17 protein-coding genes, 1 tRNA gene and 2 pseudogenes are annotated in these 20276 nt (G+C 68.9%); 4 read left to right on the top strand and 16 right to left on the bottom strand.

Annotation, left to right across the window (positions count from 1 at the left end; translation table 11 throughout):
• Positions 1-632, bottom strand: a pseudogene (locus ABZ717_RS20795) (mandelate racemase); the annotation flags it as partial.
• A 115-nt stretch (positions 633-747) separates the two neighbouring features.
• Here ABZ717_RS20795 and ABZ717_RS20790 point away from each other — a divergent pair.
• A complete protein-coding gene (locus ABZ717_RS20790) occupies positions 748-1449 on the top strand; it encodes a GntR family transcriptional regulator (RefSeq protein WP_358513018.1) in 702 nt (233 codons plus the stop codon).
• A 169-nt stretch (positions 1450-1618) separates the two neighbouring features.
• Here ABZ717_RS20790 and ABZ717_RS20785 read toward each other — a convergent pair.
• The 3 genes from ABZ717_RS20785 to ABZ717_RS20775 all read right to left on the bottom strand — a co-directional run bounded on the left by ABZ717_RS20785 (position 1619) and on the right by ABZ717_RS20775 (position 4615).
• Positions 1619-1705 (bottom strand) — tRNA-Ser (locus tag ABZ717_RS20785).
• A 107-nt stretch (positions 1706-1812) separates the two neighbouring features.
• Positions 1813-3750 carry an ABC transporter ATP-binding protein gene (locus ABZ717_RS20780; protein ID WP_358513016.1) on the bottom strand — a complete coding sequence of 646 codons (1938 nt, stop codon included), beginning with the start codon at positions 3748-3750 and terminating at the stop codon, positions 1813-1815.
• Between the two features lie 337 nt (positions 3751-4087).
• Positions 4088-4615 carry a SigE family RNA polymerase sigma factor gene (locus ABZ717_RS20775; RefSeq protein ID WP_358513014.1) on the bottom strand — a complete coding sequence of 176 codons (528 nt, stop codon included), beginning with the start codon at positions 4613-4615 and terminating at the stop codon, positions 4088-4090.
• 284 nt (positions 4616-4899) lie between these two features.
• On the opposite strand from ABZ717_RS20775, the gene ABZ717_RS20770 reads away from it, so the two are divergent.
• On the top strand, positions 4900-5871 hold the full coding sequence (locus ABZ717_RS20770; protein ID WP_358513012.1) for a hypothetical protein: 972 nt from the start codon (positions 4900-4902) through the stop codon (positions 5869-5871).
• Positions 5872-5875: 4 nt separating this feature from the next.
• Entirely contained in the window at positions 5876-6865 is a 990-nt protein-coding gene (locus tag ABZ717_RS20765) for a MauE/DoxX family redox-associated membrane protein (protein ID WP_358513010.1), read from the top strand.
• 24 nt (positions 6866-6889) lie between these two features.
• On the opposite strand, the gene ABZ717_RS20760 is transcribed toward ABZ717_RS20765, so the two are convergent.
• Positions 6890-7585, bottom strand: coding sequence for a hypothetical protein (locus ABZ717_RS20760; RefSeq protein ID WP_358513008.1), 696 nt, complete (start codon positions 7583-7585; stop codon positions 6890-6892).
• A 108-nt stretch (positions 7586-7693) separates the two neighbouring features.
• Between ABZ717_RS20760 and hisC the strand changes: the two genes are divergently transcribed.
• Entirely contained in the window at positions 7694-8776 is a 1083-nt protein-coding gene (gene hisC, locus ABZ717_RS20755; protein WP_358513006.1) for a histidinol-phosphate transaminase, read from the top strand.
• Between the two features lie 80 nt (positions 8777-8856).
• Here the strand turns inward: hisC and ABZ717_RS20750 are convergent, their stop codons facing one another.
• From ABZ717_RS20750 to fbaA, 11 genes and pseudogenes are all read right to left on the bottom strand, one after another.
• On the bottom strand, positions 8857-10122 hold the full coding sequence (locus tag ABZ717_RS20750; RefSeq protein ID WP_067605658.1) for a transcriptional regulator: 1266 nt from the start codon (positions 10120-10122) through the stop codon (positions 8857-8859).
• A 251-nt stretch (positions 10123-10373) separates the two neighbouring features.
• Complete coding sequence (gene murA, locus ABZ717_RS20745; protein ID WP_358513020.1) at positions 10374-11669, bottom strand: UDP-N-acetylglucosamine 1-carboxyvinyltransferase; 1296 nt, start codon at positions 11667-11669, stop codon at positions 10374-10376.
• Between the two features lie 372 nt (positions 11670-12041).
• Positions 12042-12158, bottom strand: a pseudogene (locus ABZ717_RS20740) (phosphoribosylaminoimidazolesuccinocarboxamide synthase); the annotation flags it as partial.
• A gap of 75 nt (positions 12159-12233) precedes the next feature.
• Entirely contained in the window at positions 12234-13484 is a 1251-nt protein-coding gene (gene purD, locus ABZ717_RS20735) for a phosphoribosylamine--glycine ligase (protein ID WP_358513003.1), read from the bottom strand.
• 48 nt (positions 13485-13532) lie between these two features.
• Positions 13533-14816, bottom strand: coding sequence for an adenylosuccinate synthase (locus ABZ717_RS20730; RefSeq protein WP_067605670.1), 1284 nt, complete (start codon positions 14814-14816; stop codon positions 13533-13535).
• Between the two features lie 218 nt (positions 14817-15034).
• Entirely contained in the window at positions 15035-15451 is a 417-nt protein-coding gene (locus tag ABZ717_RS20725; protein WP_358513001.1) for a DUF3151 domain-containing protein, read from the bottom strand.
• Positions 15452-15473: 22 nt separating this feature from the next.
• Positions 15474-16097 carry a hypothetical protein gene (locus tag ABZ717_RS20720; protein WP_358512999.1) on the bottom strand — a complete coding sequence of 208 codons (624 nt, stop codon included), beginning with the start codon at positions 16095-16097 and terminating at the stop codon, positions 15474-15476.
• A 23-nt stretch (positions 16098-16120) separates the two neighbouring features.
• Positions 16121-17437 carry an ABC transporter permease gene (locus ABZ717_RS20715; RefSeq protein ID WP_358512997.1) on the bottom strand — a complete coding sequence of 439 codons (1317 nt, stop codon included), beginning with the start codon at positions 17435-17437 and terminating at the stop codon, positions 16121-16123.
• The gene (locus tag ABZ717_RS20710; protein WP_358512995.1) at positions 17434-18195 is read right to left on the bottom strand and encodes an ATP-binding cassette domain-containing protein; all 762 of its coding nucleotides are present in this window, start codon (positions 18193-18195) and stop codon (positions 17434-17436) included. Before ABZ717_RS20710 ends, ABZ717_RS20715 begins: the two co-directional genes overlap by 4 nt.
• A 51-nt stretch (positions 18196-18246) precedes the next feature.
• Complete coding sequence (locus tag ABZ717_RS20705) at positions 18247-18663, bottom strand: hypothetical protein (RefSeq protein WP_358512993.1); 417 nt, start codon at positions 18661-18663, stop codon at positions 18247-18249.
• Positions 18664-18915: 252 nt separating this feature from the next.
• Positions 18916-19938 (bottom strand): class II fructose-bisphosphate aldolase, encoded by a 1023-nt coding sequence (gene fbaA, locus ABZ717_RS20700; protein WP_358512991.1) that lies wholly within the window; start codon positions 19936-19938, stop codon positions 18916-18918.
• Positions 19939-20276 lie beyond the last annotated feature (338 nt).

The raw sequence follows: 20276 nt of genomic DNA, 5'->3' as shown, positions 1-20276 counted from the left end.
ACCATCAGACGCGACCCGTCGCCGTCCAGAACGTCGATGACCGCCTCGATGCGATCGAGGTCCTCGGCCAGGTCGGCGCCGCCGATCTTCATCTTGACGATCTCGTACCCGGAGCCCAGGAAGCCGCGCATCTCGTTTTGCAGGTCTTCCAGGGTCTTGCCGGGCGCGTAGTAGCCGCCGGCGGCGTAGACGAAGACGTCCTTGTCCGGGTCGCCGTCACCGTAGTGATCGGAGATCCACCGGTACAGCGGTACACCCGCGGCCTTGGCGGCGAGGTCGTGCAGCGCCATGTCCACCACGCCGACGGCGACGGAGCGTTCACCGTGCCCACCGGGCTTCTCGTTGCGCATCATGACGTCCCACGCCTGGGCGGGAGAGAGCTCGCCGTCCTCGTCCAGCAGATCCTCCGCCGCGGCGTTGCGCAGCCGCGGCAGCATCCGCTCGTTCAGGATGGCCGTGGCGTTGTACCGCCCGTTGGAGTTGAAGCCGTAACCCACCAAGGGCTCGCCGTCGACCAGTACGTCACTGACCAGCGCCAGGACCGTGCAGTCCATCTTGCTGAAGTCGATGTACGCGTTGCGCATCGACGAGCTGATCGGGATGGTCCCCACGTGGGCGGAAACGATTCGCATAGCACTCTTCCTGCGAAGATAGATCTTATAAGACTCTTATAAGTTATGCGGAGCCTATACTGGCCGAGACGAGGGCCACAAGCCCGTGGGCGGAAATCCTGTGAGAGAGGTCACGATGACCAGCGCGAACGTCTTCTCCAGCAAGGGCGGGCTGGCCTACACCGAGCTGCGCCGTCGCATCACCTCCGGTGAGCTGGCCCCGGGGTCACGTTTGTCGCAGTACGAACTGGCGGAGGAGATGGGGATGAGCATCACCCCTCTGCGTGAGGCGGTGAGACGGTTGGCCAGCGAGGACTGGGTCGTGATGGACGCCCACCGAGATGTTCGCGTGGCGCCCATGAGCGCATCCGAAGCGCGTGAACTGCTGGAGGTCCGTTTCTCGCTGGAACCCTCCGCCACCGAGCTCGCCGCTCTACGCAGGACGGAACGGGAGATCGCCGCCATGCAGGCGGCGGCCGATGAGCTCTTGCCGGTCACCCGCACCTGGGGCGAGGAGGCCATCGCGGCGCATCGGGCCTTCCACCGGGCGATCTACGCCGCTTCCCACAACGACGTGATGATCAGGCTTCTGGACGACCTGTGGGACAAGGCGGACCGTTATCGGCGGATCGGTCTGGAACTGCCCGCGGGTGCCGAGCCGCGCACGATAGACCTGAACCAGCACCACAGGATCTTGGAGCTCGTCATCGTCGGCGACGGCGCCGCCGCGGCCGGGCTGGTGCGCTCCCATATCCACAACAGCCTCGGAGCCATGGTCACGGACACCCTCGAAGGCCGAGAACGCGCCTACCACTCCATTGCCGAGAGATCGGCCTGAGGCCACCCGAAGCGTCGGTCACGCGAACACTCGGCCCGCCACGCCCCGCCAACGGATCCGATGGGATCGGGCCCATCGACGAGGGCGGGTTCCCGCCTGGATGAGCCCGGAGTGGTTTCGGGTAAAGCGAAGGGGCCTCGCGCCGAAGCACGAGACCCCTCTCATCAAGCGGAGGATATGGGATTTGAACCCATGAGGGGGTTGCCCCCCAACCGCATTAGCAGTGCGGCGCCCTAGGCCTCTAGGCGAATCCTCCTGGCTGCGACCAGACTACAGAGCGCGGGGGCCGGGCGCAAAACGAACCCTCCGGACGGATCCGGGGCGGGGAGACCGGGATGTTCCGGTCTCCCCTGTGGATCAGGGTCACCGGGGTTCCGGGACGTCGGAGACGCGGTAGGAATCCGCCTGGAGTTCCCACAGTTCCCGGTACAGGCCACCGGCGGTCATGAGTTCGGTGTGGGTGCCCTGGGCGGTCACCCGGCCGTGTTCGAGCACGACGATGTGATCGGCCATGCGTACCGAGGCGAGGCGATGAGTGATCAAAACGACCGTGGCACCGGTGCGCCGGGCGTGCGTGTGGACGGAGGCGAAGAATCCGTGCTCGGCGCGGGCGTCCATGGCGGCCGTGGGTTCGTCGGCGATGAGCAGGGGAACCTCGTCGCCGTCATCGCCTCGGTAGAACGAACGGGCCGCGGCGAGCCGTTGCCACTGCCCTCCCGAAGGTTCCACGCCGTGGGCGAATCGCTTGTCCAGCAGGGTTCCCCAACCGTGCTCGAAACCCGCCACGACACGGTCGGCCTGGGCGGCCTCGGCGGCGCGGGTGAGGCGTTCGGTGTCCTCCGGGCTGCTCATCACGGTGTTGCCGCGTGCGGTCAACGGCCAGTGTGTGTGGTCTTGGGCGATGACGGAGATCCGTGTGCGAAGGCTCACCCCGTCCACCTCGGACAGGTCGGTGTCGTCCCAGCGCACACCGCCCTTCTGTGGTGTGTACAGGCCGGAGAGCAGCTTGGCGAGGGTGCTCTTCCCGGATCCGTTCTCGCCGACCAGGGCGATCGTCCGACCCCGGTGGAGGGTCAGGTTCACATCCTCCAGGGCGGGCCCCTCGCCCGACGGGTATCCGAAGGTCACGTCGCGCAGTTCGATCCGGTCGAACCCCTCCGGGGCGGTTCGCAGGCCGGGGCGTGGCAGTCGATCCGCGGCCTCCCGCTGGAAGGCCACGAAGTCGGAGAAGTACAGGCCCGACTCGTACACCTGGTTCATCGCGTGTAGGGCGTTGGCCAGCGCCCCCTGGGCCACGCGGACGGCGACGACGGCGGCCCCGGCCACGGCGATCGGTACGGCCCCCTGGACCAGCAACAGGGCCAGCGCGGCGAAAACCACGGCGGTGACGAGACCGCTCACGGTGTCACCGGCCAGGCGGACGGCGGCTTGGCGGGTGGCCAACCCCAGGTGGATGTCCAGCTCTCGGTGGGCGACCCTGTCGAACTCGGAGAGCAGTCGGTGCTCCATGGTGAAGGAACGGACCTCGGCCGCGCTCTCCCGAGCGGTCATGAGCTGGTCGAGCATGTACTTACGGCGTCGTCCCTCGGTGAACGCCAGGATCATCCGGTAGCGCATCCGGGCGGAGGCCGCGGCGCCCCACCATTGGGGCACCAGGGCGAGCAGCAGGAGCGGCACCAGAGCCGGGTGCAGGGTGGCCAGGACCCCGGCCGCGGCGACGATGCCCACCGACCCGGTCAGGAGGTCGACGGCCTGTCGGACCAGGGTGCCCGCCTCGGCGCAGCCGCGGGTGTGGGAGCGGAACAGGTGGTCGTGGAACTCGCTGTCGTCGAAGGCCCGTAGCTCCACGGAGGTGGCGTCGCGCAGCAGGCGCCGTTCGGCGGCCAGGACGACCCTGGGTTCCAATCGGGCCTGGGCGCGCCCGGCGAGGGCGCCACAGCCGCCTCGGAGGAGGAGCGCCAGGGCGAGCAGCCCCAGGGAGGGGAGCGCGGAGACCACTCGTTCGGGGGTGGGGACCTGTGTGAAGAACTCGCCGAGGACCGAGGTGGTGGCGATCAGGGCCCAGGCCGTGGCGGCGCCGGAACCGAGGTTGAACAGGACGGTCGTGACGACGTCGCGGGGGCCGCTCCGCCAGGCCAGAACGGCGGCCTTGGCGAGGAGCGAGGGCATGTGGCGGGCGATCCGGAGCCAGGAGGCGTCGAGCATCGCGTCGCCGTGTCGGTTCCACCGGGGTGGGGTGAGTTCGGGTAGGTCCAGGCCTTCCTTTGGGGGCGGAGTGGCGGGGGAGTGGCGTTTGCTCACGGGGTTCCTCCTGGCGGCCGGGCGGATCGGACGGGCCGATGATGCTTCGACCGACCACCGTTCGGGGGAGCCGCGGGACGTTGTGGACCGTCCGCATCGCATGGGTGTTCGATGCGTCCTGCGGGCAGCCGGGAGAAGGACGATCGAGCGACGCGGCGGAATTCGGGAGAAAGTCGCGATCCGAATCCCTGTACGAAACGGCCCCGCACGAAGTCGTGGGTCGGGCTCCCGAAGCCGGTGGGGTCGTGTCCGAGAAGGGGCGAGGTTCTTCAGACCATCGGGAAACCTGGTGGCCCGGTCGGGGCGCCGTAGTCCGGCCGGGTCCCGATGGTGGAGGTCAAGCGGTGGTGCGTTCGATGATGAGGTCGGCGTCGCGGCGCAGCTTCTCCACGGAACGGGAGAGTGTGCTCTTCACGGTCCCGATGGTCACGCCCATGCGTTCGGCGATCTGTGCCTCGGTGAGGTCGTCGTAGTAACGCAGGACCACCGTGGCGCGCTGACGTTCGGGGAGACGTTCGATGGCGCGCCCCACGACGTCGGCGAGGTCGCTGCGCCAGGTCGGGTCGTCCACGCGCTGCTCGGGGATCTCGTCGGTGGGGTAGACGTCCAGGCGCTTGCGGCGCCACTCGGAGATCTGCGCGTTGACCATGGCCCGGCGGACGTATCCGTCGCGGGCGCGGGGGTCGGCGATCCGGCCCCAGGCGAGGAAGGTCTTGACCAGCGCGGCCTGGAGCAGGTCCTCGGCGTCGGCGTGGCTGTTGGTGAGTGAACGGGCCATGCGGAGCAGCGCGGGCCCGCGCTCGGACACGTAGCGGCTGAACTCTTCGGAATTGGGAGTCCGGGTCGTTCCCGTCACGTGGACCACCGCCCTTCACGGGTGGCGCTGACTCTCGTCGAGCGGCATCGCTGTGTGCACGGCGGTGTACGTCCGCCTTTGGTCCTCAACTGTCACATAGTGAACGCAAACGCCCAGGCAGCTTGATACCACGTGCCGACAAACCGCGTGAAAGCGACATGAATCAGGTCGTGTTCGCGGGGCGCTTCATCGACACGAGCGGGCGCGTGTCGGCGTGTGAACGGCCGATCGCGCGACTCGGGGTCACAATGGGTCACGGATGGACGAGTCGGGCGGCAGGGGGCGCGAGGGACATGTCAGTGATCATGGACAGTGGTCGGGACCGTCGGCGGTTCACGGCGGCGTTGCTCGGCTCGGCGGCGGCACCCGAACCCACACCCGTCCACCACCGCGTCGTCCGCGGCGTGGTCGTGGACGCCACCTCGTACATGCTCTGCCTGGCCACCCCGAACGGGGAGGAACGCTTCCTCTTCGAACGGGGCACCACCTTCTGGCGCGGCGGTGAGGTCCTTCCCACCGAACTGAGGCCCGGCGACGACGCCGTGGTGCTGTGTTCGCACGACGGGAGGCTGATCGCCGAACGGGTCTGGGCGCAGACGGCGCGTGCGAGCGGGGTCATCATCGCCCGTGAGGGCGACACCCTCGAAATCGACCCCGGGCACGGGCGTCCTCGGCTCACCGTGGTCATGCCCTACCGCACGTCCGGGCGCGTCTCCGTCCGGCATCCGCGGCTGGAGCCCGGCTACCTGTTCGACGTCGTCGGCGTCTGGCGCGGTGGCGCGGTCTGGGCCGCGCGACCGGCGACCACACAGCCTCCACACCCACTCGACTCGGCCCCGCGCAGGCCGCTCACCCGCGAACACTCCAGCACGATCGAGGGCATCGCCACCTGGTACGACCCGGCCTGGGGGCGCTCCGCGCACCTGGATCCGCGAGCCCACGCGGCGGGTGCCGCCTATCCGTCCCTGGACCGGGCCGACCACGAGGGACGGTGCGACCGGCGCACCCCCTGCCTACCCCTGCCGTTGCTGTCGACCGGCGCCACCCTCAGCATGCGCAACGACTGCACCCGGGAGACGGCGGTCGTGCCCGTCCTCGACTGCGCCGCCGCCGACAGTTGGTTCTGCGACCTGTGCCCGTCCTGTGGGACGCACGCGGCGGGACGCATCGCCTCCCTCACCATGATCTCCTTCGTCGCCCTGGGCGGGCGGCTGGAGGCCGGCTGCTTCAACGCGACCGTGACCGTCGCGAACCAGGAGGGGTGAGTAGATGTTCCCGGAGATCCTCGCAGCGGTCCGCGAGGTCCAGCTGCCACTGTTGGCGGCGCTGCTGCTGATGGGCGCGGTGGCCAAGGCCGCCCCGCGTTCGCAGGGCACAGGAGTCGCCGTGTTGGTGCCGCAGGGATGGCGCCGTCCCGTCACGGTCCTCACCTGCCTGCTGGAGGTGGTCCTGGCGGTGGCGTTGCTGACCCTCACCGGGCCGCTCGGCGAGGTGGCGCGAGTGCTCACGGTGTTGCTCTTCGCCGCTTCCGTCGTTGTCCTGTCGGTGGTGCGAAGGCGCGACCCGGAGGCGGGCTGCGGATGCTTCGGCGGTCTGAGCCGCGAACCGATCGGGTGGCGCACGCTCACCCGCGCGTCCCTGCTCGCGGTGGCGGCCGCCACCACCGTCGGCCTGGCGCCGAACGGCTGGGACGTGGCGGCCACGCCCACCCTGACCCACGGCGTCGTGATCGGGGTGGAACTGCTCCTGCTCGCGGCTCTCAGCCCGGAACTGCGCGAGGCCCTCGGCCGGACGGTCGGTGCCGACTCGTGCGCCCTGCGGGAGCACTCCCCACGTCGAAGCCTGAGCCGGTTGCGGCGCAGCGACGTCTGGCGCACCAACGCCAAGGTGATGCTCTCCACCGAACCCGAGGACACCTGGCGGCACGGCTGCTGGCGCTTCCTGCGCTACGACGGGATGCGCCACGGCCAACGGGTGGACGTGGTCTACGCGGTGCGCGTCGGTGGACCGCGCCGGACCGGCGTGCGCGCGGCCCTCGTGGACCGTCAGAGCGGCTCGGTGATCGCCACCTTCGGCGCGGTCACCACCCTCGACCTCCAGGGACCGCCGCGCAGGCTGCCCCGACCGCGTCAGGCGGCCAAGAGGGACGAGGTCGAGGGCCGGGGTGTCGCCAGACCGGACACGTTGGCCAAGGAACCTCCGGGCGAGGCCGGGCGAGGGATGCCCGGTGACCCCGAGGGGGAGCCGATCCAGGTCTGACCGGACTTCGCGTCTCGGCGCCGGTCAGCCGAGCATCTGTCCTTGACGTTCGACGGCGGCCTCGGTGAAGTCCACGAGCATTCGCTCGTACTCCTCGGGGTCGCCCGGTCCCATGATCGACGTGGTGCCGAGCAGCGCGCCGTTGCGGTACATCACGGTGTACATGTTGTTCTCTCCGCCATCGTCGGTGACCTGGATGGCGAAGGAACGGGACTCGTCACCGAACTCTGGGAGTTCGAGGTCGCGGACCCCGTATTCGGAGCTGCTGCCGTCCTCATAGGTGGCGGTGTACTCCGAGCAGGTCTCCGGCGGCCGGGTCCCCAGGGCCTCGGTGGCGGACTCCTCGTCGAGTTCGACGAGGATGTGCGAGACCGAGCCCCGCTCCCACTCGTAGGCGGCCACGGACGCGGGCGCGTCGCGTACCGAATCCAGGTCGCCCCAGCGGTTGGCGGCGTCCAGGCACTCGGGTTTGTCCAGCTCCGTGGAGGCCCGCACCTCCTCGGAGTACTGCACTGTGACAAGCTCGGAATAGGTGCCGCTCTCGCTGCTCTCGGCCAGCAGGGTCGCGTCCCGGACGTTGACCGGCTGGGCCTCGTGCAGTGCCGCGGAGGCCTCCGCGTTGGGGTCGTCGCCCTGATCCTGTTCCTGACCGCCGCAGGCGGCCAGGAGGACCACCCCCGAAACGGCCACGGCCGTGCGGGTGAATTGACGCAAACGCATGGTGGTTTCTCCTGGTTTGTGCGATATTTCCGCTTGGAGCGGTGACCAACCCGGACATCTCATTGCCGAGAGTGTCTCGGGGCTAGCACAAAGTATTGAGGAAGGACAATGGTGTCGGAGTCGAAATCGCCATATCTGCGGGCGGTACTGGAGTCCATTCCCGCCTACAAGCCCGGCCGCAAGGTCGTCGGTCCCGACGGGCGCTCCATGAAGCTGTCCTCCAACGAGAGCCCCTACGGTCCGCTCCCGTCCGTTCGTGACGCCATCACCCGGGCCACCGTCGACCTGAACCGCTACCCGGACCCGGGCTCGACCGAGCTCACCGCACGACTCGCCGTCCACCTCGACGTGCCGGTAGAGCACGTCGCCCTCGGCGCCGGTTCCGTCGGGCTGCTCCAGCAGCTCCTGGAAGCCGTCGGCGAGCCGGGCGCGGAGGTCGTCTACGCGTGGCGTTCCTTCGAGGCCTATCCGCTGTTGGCGGAGCTGTCCGGGGTCACGTCGGTCCGGGTGCCCCTCAAGGACGAGGCCCACGACCTCGAAGCCATGCTCGCCGCCATCACCGACGACACCCGCATGGTGCTGGTGTGCAACCCGAACAACCCGACCGGCACCACGGTCCGGGAACGGGAACTCGTCGACTTCCTCGACCGCGTCCCCGACCACGTCCTCGTGGTCCTGGACGAGGCCTACCGCGAGTACGTGCGCGACCCCGAGGTCCCCGATGGCATCGCCCTGTACGCCGACCGGCCGAACGTCGCCGTGCTGCGGACCTTCTCCAAGGCCTACGGTCTGGCGGCCGTCCGACTCGGGTTCCTCGTCGGTCATCCCCACGTGACCGCGGCGGTGCGGAAGACCCTCGTGCCCTTCGCGGTCAACCACCTGGCCCAGGCCGCGGGCGTCGCCTCCCTGGACGCGGAGGACGAGCTCCTGGAACGGGTGGCGACCACCGTCAAGGAGCGTGAGCGTGTCCGTGAGGCCCTGCTGGCCTCCGGGTGGACGGTGCCCCCGACCGAGGCCAACTTCGTGTGGCTGCGTGCGGGGGAGGCCACCCTGGACTTCGCCGCGGCCTGCGCCGAGGTCGGGGTCTCGGTGCGGCCCTTCGACGGTGAGGGTGTTCGCGTCAGCATCGGCACGCCCGAGGAGAACGACACGTTCCTGACGGTCGCCACCGCCTACGCCAAGCGTCGCTGAACCCTCGTCACCGGGTCATAAGCCGACGGGGGCGGGCTCCCGAAAGGGAACCCGCCCCCGTCGACGGTACGTACGTGCGGCTACTTGCCGGCCGAGTCCTTGTCCAGCTTCTCCACGATCAGCCGGTAGAGCTGACGTGGGCGGCCGGGCTGCAGGGTGCGGTTCGGCGGCAGAGGCCAGGCCAGGCCCTCCTCCACCAGGGTGCGCAGCAACCGGCGCGCGGTCCGGGAGGTGACCCCGAGCATCCGCCCGGCGTTCTCCGCGTCGACGACCAGGGGGCCGTCCTCCTCGGCGATCTTCTCCGAAAGACGCACGAGGGTCTCACGGCCCTTGGTGCGCAGGGGTTCGGAGGAGTGCCGTGCGGGGGCGCGCTGGGCCGGGACCAGGGATCGTCCCTCACGGTCCACCGCGAAGCTCTGTCGGGAGGCCTGGGCGCGGTTGAGGGCCGCGCGGGCGTGCGACTCCGCGTCCTGGGTGGTGCGGCCCATACCGATGCCCACCTCGATCGCGATGCCCAACTCCGCCTTGATCCGTTCAACGAACGGCGGCTGCCGGAACCCCTCGGTCGCGGTGACCAGAGAGCCACGGGTGGCCGTGATCATGAACGAGTGGTCGTCCAGACGGTGGGCCGTCGCGTTGATGCGGTGCGCCTCCTGCAACAGCAGTCGGTGCAGGGAGAGCCGCAGTTCCTCACGCCAGTAACGCGGCGTGGACCGTCGGGAGGAGTCGCGCAGGGTCGGTACGTCGACCACGACGACACCCAGCTGGGCCTCTTCCAGGCGGTGGTGGGCGCCCAACAGCCCGGCGGTCTGCAGCGCGCTGCGCACCCCGGCGTTGGTGGGACGCAGCCTGATCACCGGAACCCCGATGGCCTCCAGACGCTCGGCGACCCCGCGTACGCAGGTGATCGCCATCCGGGTGGCCTTACGCCGCCAAAGCCCCTCGTGGAACGAGGTGAGTTGGGCGGTGTTGGTCAGTTCCTCGTGCACGTGGATCCCGTCCACGGGCAGGTCGACCTCGGAGTAGGCCTCCACCACGTCGGCTCGGCTGAGCACGTCCAGACTCGCTCTGGTCGGGTCGAAGCGGTCGTCCAAGGTCGCTCGGAGCAAGGCCTCGTGCAGGCTCGCCCCACCGAGTGGCACGAAGGTCGCGGGCATGGTCAACACGCCGGCCTTCCTCGCGAACTCGTAGGGGACGGGGCTGGCGAACAGATAGGCATCGATCGCCGACCCCAGCCTGACGACCTTGTCCGTCGCCTCTTGCTCATCTCGATACGCGGCGGCGATGAGTCTGGCGTTGAGAGGTCCTGTTGACCCAGGACCCATGAGCATGACCCGTTCGACCACCTCATGGGGTCCTATGACGCCGATCGTCAAATCGCCAGTACGCTGGGCACTCACCTCGGGTTGCTCCCCGCTACCATTCCACGCTCTTCACTATGTGCGCCCACTGGTTTCCCGACCCGATCTCTGTCACGGCATGATTGCCGAGATCGTACCCATTGTGCGGGGCCAAAGAAGATCGTTTTCCATATCAACGCCGAAAGCCCGGGTGGAGGGAAGCCCCCCACCCCGGCTTGAACTGCGCGAACGACTCTTTACGAGCCGGTGACGCGCTCCACGTCCCCGCCTAGCGCGGCGAGTCGCTGCGCGAACTGAGAGTGACCGCGGTCCACCAGATAACCAGGCGCAACGATTGTCTCACCTTCGGCGACCAGTCCGGCGAGAACCAGAGCGGCACCGGTCCGCAGGTCGTGGGCGATCACCTCGGCGCCGCGCAGGTTCGTGGAACCGTGCACGATGGCGCGGGTGCCCTCGACCTCGATCTTGGCGCCCATCTTGTTGAGCTCGTCCGCCAGCGCGAAGCGACCGTCGTAGATGGCCTCGTGGATGTAGCTCTCACCCTCGGCCAGGGTGGCCAGGGCCATCAGCGGCGACTGGAGGTCCGTGGCGAAGCCCGGGAACGGCGAGGTCACCGCGTTGATCGGGCGCAGCGGCACGGACGGGTCCCTCTGGACGTGCAGGACCGCACCCTCCTGGGAGAAGCCCACACCCATCTGCTCGAGCTTCCAACGGGCCACACCCAGGTGGTCCAGGTTGGCACCCACCAGGCTGACCTCGCCACCGGTGGCGGCGACGGTCATCGCGAACACGCCGGCGTCGATGCGGTCGGCCATGATGCTGTGCTCGACGGCGGTGAGCTCCTTGACGCCCTCGACGGTGATCAGACCGGTACCGCCACCGCTGATCTTCGCGCCCATGGCGCTGAGGAAGTCGATGACGTCCAGGACCTCGGGCTCAAGGGCCGCGTGCTCGATCACGGTGGTGCCGGGAGCCAGCACGGCGGCCATGATGAGGTTCTCGGTGCCGGTGTGGGACGGGGTGTCCAGGTACAGCCGGCCGCCGCGGAGCTTGCTCGCCTCCACGTTGATGTGGTTGCGCTCAAGGTCCTCGGTGACCTCGGCGCCCAGACGCGCGAAACCGCGGTAGTGGAAGTCAAGGTTGCGGCTGCCGAGGTTGCAACCGCCGACGCCCTCGATGCGCGCACTGCCGGTGCGGTGCATCAGGGCCGGAACGAAGAGCACGGAGCCACGGAAGCGGGCCGCGATCTCGGCGGGCAGGACCGCCTTCTCGGGGTCATTGAGCCCGGACGCGTCGATCACGACGGTGCGCTCGGCCTCGTGGAACGCGACCTTGGCGCCTACGTGTTCGGCGAGTTCGAGCGCGCGGTACACATCCTCGATGACGGGGACGTTCCTCAGAACGGTACGTCCTTTGGACGCCAACAGGGCGGCCCCGATCATCGGCAGGACGGCGTTCTTCGCGCCTTGGATGAACGCCGTTCCGCTGAGGGGGCGTCCGCCGCGGACGCGGTAACGAACCTCCTGGCCCATGCTCATGTGCTCCTTCGTGAGGCAGATGTGAAAAAAGGTCACCCTCGTCGGGTTCGCCTATGTGGGTTTAGACGCGGGTTTCCCCTGGAACGTTGCGACCAACTTGCGCGTGACCTGCGCGGCCAGTGAACCGGTAGGTTCGCGATGACTCTATAGCAAGGGTCGGCGGGCACCGGCCCAAAACGTGGTATACCCGCAGATCACGGATAGAGTCCCACAAACGCCCAAAGAGGCGTTACGCCTGAGGGAGAGACCAGGGGTCGTGCGTATGGGACACCGTTTACCTCGGCGTCGTGCACAACTCGATCCACCATACGTGCTCCCGAACCTCGATCGGCGCCTGCGTGGGCCGAATCACCCCCGCGTTTCGGCTCACACGCGCGATTCCGTGCCGGTCAACCGCTCGTAGATCTCCATGTAACGGGACAGAGTGCGTTCCACCACGTCGTCCGGAAGTTCTGGTGGGGGTGTGTTCGCGGCACGGTCCCATCGGCGTCCCGCGAAGACGGGCCCTCGGCGACCGCCCAGGGCCCGTCACGTCGTCCCGCCGCGTGGGAACCCGAATCAGAGTTCGGCGGCGGCGCGCTCGGCGATGTCGGAACGGTAGAAGGAACCGCGCAGTTCGATCCGGCTCGCCGCCTCGTAGGCGCGCTCACGGGCCTGACGCAGGTCCGTGCCGGTGCCCACCACGTTCAGTACTCGACCACCGTTGGACTTGACGTCGCGTACACCGTCCCAGGCGGTGCCCGCGTGCAGCACGTAGGCACCCTCCAAGGCGTTGGCGGCGTCCAGACCACCGATGAGGTCGCCCTTGACCGGGTCGCCCGGGTAGCTCTCGGCGGCGATCACGACGGAGACCGCCGCGCCCGACTTCCACTGCAACGAACCGATCGAACCCAGCCCACCGGTGTCGGTGGCCTGCAGGACCGCGCCGATCGGGGTGGCCAGCCGATCCAGTACGACCTGGGTCTCCGGGTCGCCGAAGCGCGCGTTGAACTCCACCACGCGCAGACCCTTCGAGGTCAGGGCCAGGCCGACGTAGAGCAACCCCTGGTAGCGGTGGCCGCGCCGGTTCATCTCGGACACGGTCGGTCGCACGACCGACTCCATGACCTCGTCCACCAGCCCGGCGGGCGCCCACGGCACGGGAGAGTAGGAGCCCATCCCACCGGTGTTGGGACCCTGGTCGCCGTCGTGGGCGCGCTTGAAGTCCTGGGCCGGCAGCAGCGGCAGCGCGTGCGCGCCGTCGGTGAGCACGAACAGCGACACCTCGGGCCCGTCGAGGTACTCCTCGATGACGACCCGACCGCACTCCCGGGCGTGCTGTTCGGCGACGGCACGGTCCTCGGTCACCACGACACCCTTGCCGGCGGCCAGCCCGTCGTTCTTGACGACGTAGGGCGCCCCGAACTCGTCGAGGGCATCGGAGACCTGACCGGCGGTACGGCACACGCGGGCCTTGGCCGTGGGCACCCCCGCGGCCTCCATGACCTCCTTGGCGAAGGCCTTGGACCCCTCCAGCCGAGCGGCCTCCTTGTCGGGACCGAACACCGGAATGCCGCGGTCGCGCAGCGCGTCGGCCACGCCCGCCACCAGCGGGGCCTCCGGACCGATCACGACCAGCTCGGTGCGGATACGCGCGGCGAGCTCGGTCACGGCCAACCCGTCGGTCACGTTGATCACGTGGTTCTCGGCCAGGTCGGAGATGCCCGGGTTGCCGGGGGCGCTGTGGATGCTGGTGACGCCCGGGTCAAGGGAGAGGGCACGGACGAGTGCGTGTTCGCGGCCTCCGCCGCCGAGAACGAGGGCTTTCACTGAAGGGGGCCTCTTCTTCTGTATGGAGGAAGGACGATGGTCGCCGGATCAGACCAGCGAGCGCAGTGCGAGGGTCTCGTCACGCCCGGGGCCGACACCGATGGCGGAGATCGGTGCCCCCGCCATCTCCTCCAGAGTACGCACGTACGACTGTGCGTTCTTGGGGAGTTCGTCGAATTCCCGGACGGCCGTGATGTCCTCGGACCACCCGTCGAAGTACTCGTAGATCGGGGTGGCGTGGTGGAAGTCGGTCTGCGTCATCGGGATCTCGTCGTGGCGGACCCCGTCGACGTCGTAGGCCACGCACACGGGGATGCGCTCCAGACCGGTGAGGACGTCGAGCTTGGTCAGGAAGAAGTCGGTGACGCCGTTGACACGGGTGGCGTAGCGGGCGATCGGAGCGTCGAACCAGCCGCACCGGCGGTTGCGTCCGGTGGTCACGCCGTACTCGCCGCCCTGGGTGCGCAGCCACTCGCCCTGCTCATCGTGGAGCTCGGTCGGGAACGGGCCGGAGCCGACACGGGTGGTGTAGGCCTTCAGGATGCCGACGACCTTGGAGATGCGGTTGGGGCCGATGCCCGCGCCCGCGGCGGCACCGCCGGCGGTGGGGGAGGAGGAGGTGACGAACGGGTAGGTGCCGTGGTCGATGTCCAGGAGGGTGCCCTGGGAACCTTCGAGGTAGACGGTCTTGTCCTCGTCCAGCGCCTTGTTGAGGATCAGGGAGGTGTCGGCGACGTAGGGACGCAGCTGCTCGGCGTAGCCCAGGTACTCCTCGATGATCGGCTCGGCCTCCAGGGCACGCCGGTTGTACACCTTGGTGAGGAGCTGGTTCTTGTCGTGGAGGGCGAGCTCGATCTTCTTACGAAGGATCTTGGCGTCGAACATGTCCTGGACGCGCACGCCCTGGCGGGAGACCTTGTCGGCGTAGGCCGGGCCGATGCCGCGGCCGGTGGTGCCGATCTTGCCCTTGCCCAGGAAGCGCTCGCTGACCTTGTCGAGGGCCCGGTGGTAGGGCATGATCAGGTGCGCGTTGGCCGAGATGAGCAGCCGGGACGTGTCCACGTTCCGCTCCTGCAGACCGCGCAGCTCCTCGAACAGAACCCCGGGGTCGATGACGACGCCGTTGGCGATGACGGGTACGACGTTGGGGGAGAGGATGCCGGAGGGCAGCAGGTGCAGGGCGTATTTCTGGTCCCCGATGACCACCGTGTGCCCGGCGTTGTTGCCACCCTGGTAACGGACCACATAGTCCACCTGCCCACCGACCAGGTCGGTGGCCTTGCCCTTGCCCTCGTCGCCCCACTGGGCACCCACGAGCGTGATCGCCGGCATTGATCTCTACCTCTTCGCTCGATACCTGAACGGGGCTTTTCCCACCCCGGACATGGATCAACCCCTGGCGCAAGGCAGCGACAGGGGCCGTTGCGTATTGAGGGTACACGACCGGTGGATCCTGGTCAGGTGCGCCTCGGGGCGTCTGGGACGCGCCGTTCGGTGGTGCCGGATGGTGCGGGGGAGAAGGGACCGGATCCCCTCTCCCCGTGCTCCCCTCAGCCGTTGAGGGCCTCGTCCGCCTCGGGGCTGGACTCGCGCAGGAAGGTCGAGCAGCGCTCGGCCTCTTCGGCGTCGCCGATCGCCTCGGACGCCTTACCCAGAGAGTGCAGCGCGCGCAGGAAACCGCGGTTGGGCTCGTGCTCCCACGGGATCGGTCCGTGCCCCTTCCAACCGGAACGGCGCAGCTGGTCCAGCCCCCGGTGGTAGCCGGTGCGGGCGTAGGCGTAGGCGGCCACCGGCCTTCCGTCGGCCAGGGCCAGCTCGGCCAGGCGAGCCCAGGCGGCGGAGTAGGACGGGAAGCGGCCGGCGACCGGGGTGGGGTCGTCGGCCGCGGCCAGGGCGTCGCGGGCTTCGGTGTCCTCGGCCAGACGTGTCTCGGGCGGCTCGTTCAGCAGGTTCTGGTGCAGGTTCATACGTCCCATCCTGCCATCGAGGTCAGTTCGATTCCGCTCCCCGCCACCGAGCCCGAGCGGTGGAGCCGTGCGTCACCGCGTGCGCGGCCACCGCGGCCAAGGCGAGGCCGACCGCCAGCGCCGGAACGGTCGCCCCGGGTAGGAGGTCCGGGGCCCGCCAACCGTCGGAGCCCACGTACGCGTACGGGCTCACCCGGTACAGGCCGGGAACCATGTTGCAGGCCGCCGCTCCCAGGAGGATCCCGACGAGAACGAGCAGCCCGGAGGGCACCGCGTTCAGGAAGGGTGCCAGCAGGTACACGGCCGAGACCGCCAGCAGGACGTTCGTGACCAGGAACCACGAGTTCTGGGCATCCGCCGTGGTCGACAACAGCACCGGTGCCAAGGTCGTGGACAGCAGTACGCCGAGCGCGGCGACCGCTGCCGCCCTGACCCGCGTCCGGGCCCCGCCCAGGCGTTCCCACTCCCATAGACGAGGGCGGTTCGCCCGGACGCCCGCCGTGGCCGCGCACACGCACAACAGTTCGGCGATGGGGATCCGTTGTTCCTCGTTGGGCCAGTCGAACACCGCGATCGGAACCACGGCCCCGGTCAGGGCCAGGCCGAGCACCGTGGCCACGACGGCCGAGACCAGTGCGACGAGCATCGGAACCAGGGAAGGGCGTAGCGCTACGGCCACCACGGCAGTTCCTCCGGCTCCACCTCACACGCGGACAGACGGTCCCCGTCCCGGGCGATCCACGCACGGACCTCGTCGGGGTCGGCATCGGCGAACAGGCCGTCCTCGGAGGTGTCGCCCTCGAACGCCTGCGAAGCGAGCCAGGCCTGAAGCCCCGTTATCACGGCCGCCCTCCGTTCTCGGGCCCGCGCGTTCCGGTCCATGGCGGCCACACCCTCGGAACCGCACACGAACAGGTCCGGTACCAGCCACGCGGCCGCGTCTCCGGGCACCTGTCGGTACGGATCCCAACCTGGATGGACGCGCATCCAGAGCACCCCGTGAGCGGGACCATCGAGTACTTCGCCGTCTCCGGTGGCCAGACCGTGGTCGCGAACCTCGTTCGGGACGGCGTCGGCCTGCCCATGGGCGGCGAAGACCGGGGCGGCCAGGTCGATGATCAGAGCGAGTTCGTCCGCGTGCCCCTCGTGTACGCAGTAGCGGATCCCGTCGTGCTCCGAGCAGACCTCGTCTCCGTCCTGGGCGTAGGCCAGGAGCGGGAACGTGTACAGGTGGGGCAGGAGCGCGGCCGAGGCCAGGAGCACGACCCCCGACACGTGCGGGACCGAGAACCGCCGGGGGACACGTAGGAACCAGGCGGTCGTCCATGCCGCGATGGTCACCGCCAGAAGGAAGAACCCCAGTCGGTAGGAACCGAGCGGAACGCTCTCCCGCATGCCCACGAAGGGCACGAACGGGAGCTGGAGGGACGTCGCCGTCCAGGGGTCGGCGACCATCGGTAGGGCGGTGAGCACGAAGACCGTGGCTATCGCCACGGGGACGCCGAACAGCCCGCGCGCGAACAGCCCGCACAGGTAGCCGAGCAGGGTGAGCGCCACGAAACCCGCCAGGGCGCCCAGCACCGGTATGGGGTTGACCACTCCCGCACCATGCGTGGCGACCGCGACGGTCAGTGGGATCAGTCCCACGAGGTAGGCGCCCAGGCACCACCCGGTGAGCAGCAGCGCGTGCCGCAGCGGAACGTCCCGTCCCAGACGGGGCTGCCAGGGTTGGGCGAAGACCAGGCTCGCCCGGGTGAACCTGGCCGCCACCAGGGCCGCGGTCCCGGCCGCCACCACGACCGGCAGCCGGGCCTGGGCCCCCACCTGGCCGGAGAGGTACACCCAGTCCAGGGCTCTCCAGGAGAGTGGGCTCCAGGTCCCGGCGAGGGTCAGGGCGAGGATCAGGCCGGCCGGGGCCAGGCACAGGAGCGGTGGGAGCGGCCAGAAGAGCGCGGACGCCTTCACCCGGCCTCGGAGCGTGGTCACGGACCCTCCCCGACCCGCTCGATCAGCCGGTCGTACGCCCGCTCGAACTCGGAACCGTAGGGGCTTCCCACGGAACCGTCCTCGATGAGCGCCTTCAGCTCCGGGAAGGTGCCGTGGAACTCGATCCGTCCGCCCGCGAGTACCCCGACGCGGGAGCACAGGTGTGCGACGTCCTCGATGAGATGCGTGGAGACCAGTACGGTCCGGTCCTCGCCCAACCCGGCGACGACCTCGCGCACGCGGAGCCGTTGTCCGGGGTCGAGCCCGGCCGTGGGCTCGTCCAGGACCAGGACCCGAGGATCGTGGGCCAGTGCCGCGGCGATGCCGACGCGCTGACGCTGACCACCGGAAAGGGTGCGTGTGGGTCGGTCGGCGAGGTCGGACAGGTCGACGGACTCCAGTGCCCGTAGCGCCGCCGGCCCGCACTCGCGCCGACCCAGTCCGTGCACCCATGCCGCGTACGCGACCGTGTCCGCCACGGTCAGCTCACCGGCCAGGGAGAAACGCTGGGGTACGAACCCCAGTGTTCGACGGGCCCGGGACCGGCCGACCGTGGTGGACAGGTCGTGTTCCCCGATGAAGAGGCGTCCCTCGCGCACGGGGAGCAACGTCACGATGAGCGACAGCAGGGTGGTCTTGCCCGCCCCGTTCGGTCCGAGGAGCCCGGTGACACCGGGCTCCAGGGTCCAGGTCAGGTCGTTCAGGACCTTCTGGCGACCTCGATAGCCGAAGTCCAGTCCCTCAAGGGTGACCCGCATGGGTCCGTCCATTTCCATTCGCGAGGAGAGGGAACCGGAAACGAATTCCGGTCAGCACCTGTTGACCCTTCCGGACGACAGTTTGTTACCGCTCGAACTCCTGGCCTCGGTGAAGTAGGTGCCGTTGCCGTCGCAGCCGCCCGAGGCGGTGAGAGAGCCGTTGGAGAACCCGGTCCGGCTCGTCTCGGCCACGACCTTGTCGGGCCAGGCGGGGCGGTGCTTGCGTACCTGGACGGTCAGGGTCACGGTGCCACCACAACCGGCCCGGGATCCGCTTCCGGAGATGGTGCCACCAGAAACGCGGGGATTGTCGGCGCCCAGACCACAGGCCGCCGACGTTCGCTCCACCGCGCTTTCGTCCGGAGAGGAGGCCCAGGCGGTTCCGGCCACCGATGACCCGATGAGCATGGAACCGATCACGAGTGCGCCAATGGCGGCGATGCGTAGCCCACGGTCACTGTCTTTCACGTTTCCTCATTCCGCGCGGGGAGGCGTGATGGTGGAATCCCCGAAAACCTATCGGGCGTAACCGTACGTTCGGGATCAGTGGCGGATCGCTGTGCCTTTTGTGTCGATGCGCGGTGAAAGGCGGTGTCGGATTCTCCGTGCCGGGAATTCCAGGTTCAGGTGTCGGCGCGGTACGGAAAAGCCGGTGCCCGGTGACCGACAACGGTCACCGGGCACCGGTGCGGGCCGCCGACGGGGCGACGCCGTGGGGTCCTACTTCATCTTGTTGCCGGCGGACTTCAGGTGCTGGGCCGCCTGGGCGATGCGGTCGGCCATGCCGACCTCGGCGGCCTTGCCGTAGGCGCGGGGGTCGTAGAGCTTCTTGCTGCCGATCTCACCGTCGATCTTGAGCACACCGTCGTAGTTCTTCATGATGTGGTCGACGATCGGGCGGGTGAAGGCGTACTGCGTGTCGGTGTCGATGTTCATCTTCACCACGCCGTAGCCGATCGCCTCGTGGATCTCTTCCAGGGTGGAGCCGGATCCACCGTGGAACACGAAGTCGAAGGCGTTGGTCTTGCCGTGCTTGGCGGCGATGGCGTCCTGGGCGTTCTTCAGCACCTCGGGGCGCAGCTTCACGAAGCCCGGCTTGTAGGCGCCGTGCACGTTGCCGAAGGTCAGGGCGGTCATGTAGTAGCCCTTCTCGCCCAGGCCCAGGACCTCGGCGGTGCGCAGGGCGTCCTCCGGGGTGCTGTACAGCTTCTCGTTGATCTCGCCGACGATGCCGTCCTCCTCACCACCGACGACACCGACCTCGATCTCCAGGATGATGCGGGCCTCCTTGGCGGAGGCGAGCAGCTCCTCGGCGATCTGGAGATTCTCCTCCAGCTCGACCGCGGAACCGTCCCACATGTGCGACTGGAACAGCGGGTCCTGGCCCTTGGCCACGCGCTCCTTGGAGATCTCCAGCAGCGGACGGACGAAGCCGTCGAGCTTGTTCTTGGGGCAGTGGTCGGTGTGCAGGGCGATGTTCACCGGGTACTTCTCGGCGACGACGCGGGCGAACTCGGCGAAGGCGACCGAGCCGGTGACCATGTCCTTGACCGAGGCACCGGAGAGGAACTCGGCCCCTCCGGTGGAAATCTGGACGATGCCGTCGCTCTCCGCCTCGGCGAAGCCGCGCAGGGCGGCGTGCAGCGTCTGGCTGGAGGTCACGTTGATGGCCGGGTAGGCGAAGCCCTCGGACTTCGCGCGGCTCAGCATCTCGGTGTAGACCTCGGGGCTGGCGATGGGCATGGCTTGACTCTCCCTGGTTCGGCCTGGAGCGAGCGTCCGCCGGTGCCGCACTGCGCGTGCCGGCGGGACCCCACATGCGGTGCCCGGTGGAAGCCCGTCCGTCGGGGTGGCCCATGGACCGGGCCGTGCGTGCGTGCGTCCACCAGGTGTCGTCACAAGTATCTCGAATCCCCGGAGCCGTTGAAAAGGTCTAGACCAAAATGTCCCGGGGTGTCGGCGTACCCGCAGCTTACGGGGGGCGAACGGCGCTCGTCATGAGGGGTACGAGAGAAGTACGGATTGCATCCCGATTTGGGGCTCCATGTGAGCAAGCAGGAGCTTCGAGATGACTGCTGTCG

This window comes from Nocardiopsis sp. NPDC006832 (assembly GCF_040635885.1).
GTDB lineage: Bacteria > Actinomycetota > Actinomycetes > Streptosporangiales > Streptosporangiaceae > Nocardiopsis.
Note: the sequence above shows the minus strand (reverse complement) of the source record. Positions and strands in the feature narration are given on the sequence as shown.

Coding starts and splice junctions, on each gene's coding strand:
- ABZ717_RS20760 (WP_358513008.1), bottom strand. CDS start 7,585: ATGCGTTTGCGTCAATTCACCCGCACGGCCGTGGCCGTTTCGGGGGTG.
- ABZ717_RS20725 (WP_358513001.1), bottom strand. CDS start 15,451: ATGAACCTGCACCAGAACCTGCTGAACGAGCCGCCCGAGACACGTCTG.
- ABZ717_RS20770 (WP_358513012.1), top strand. CDS start 4,900: ATGTCAGTGATCATGGACAGTGGTCGGGACCGTCGGCGGTTCACGGCG.
- fbaA (WP_358512991.1), bottom strand. CDS start 19,938: ATGCCCATCGCCAGCCCCGAGGTCTACACCGAGATGCTGAGCCGCGCG.
- hisC (WP_358513006.1), top strand. CDS start 7,694: ATGGTGTCGGAGTCGAAATCGCCATATCTGCGGGCGGTACTGGAGTCC.
- ABZ717_RS20765 (WP_358513010.1), top strand. CDS start 5,876: ATGTTCCCGGAGATCCTCGCAGCGGTCCGCGAGGTCCAGCTGCCACTG.
- ABZ717_RS20710 (WP_358512995.1), bottom strand. CDS start 18,195: ATGCGGGTCACCCTTGAGGGACTGGACTTCGGCTATCGAGGTCGCCAG.
- murA (WP_358513020.1), bottom strand. CDS start 11,669: ATGGGCCAGGAGGTTCGTTACCGCGTCCGCGGCGGACGCCCCCTCAGC.
- ABZ717_RS20730 (WP_067605670.1), bottom strand. CDS start 14,816: ATGCCGGCGATCACGCTCGTGGGTGCCCAGTGGGGCGACGAGGGCAAG.
- ABZ717_RS20790 (WP_358513018.1), top strand. CDS start 748: ATGACCAGCGCGAACGTCTTCTCCAGCAAGGGCGGGCTGGCCTACACC.
- ABZ717_RS20720 (WP_358512999.1), bottom strand. CDS start 16,097: ATGCTCGTCGCACTGGTCTCGGCCGTCGTGGCCACGGTGCTCGGCCTG.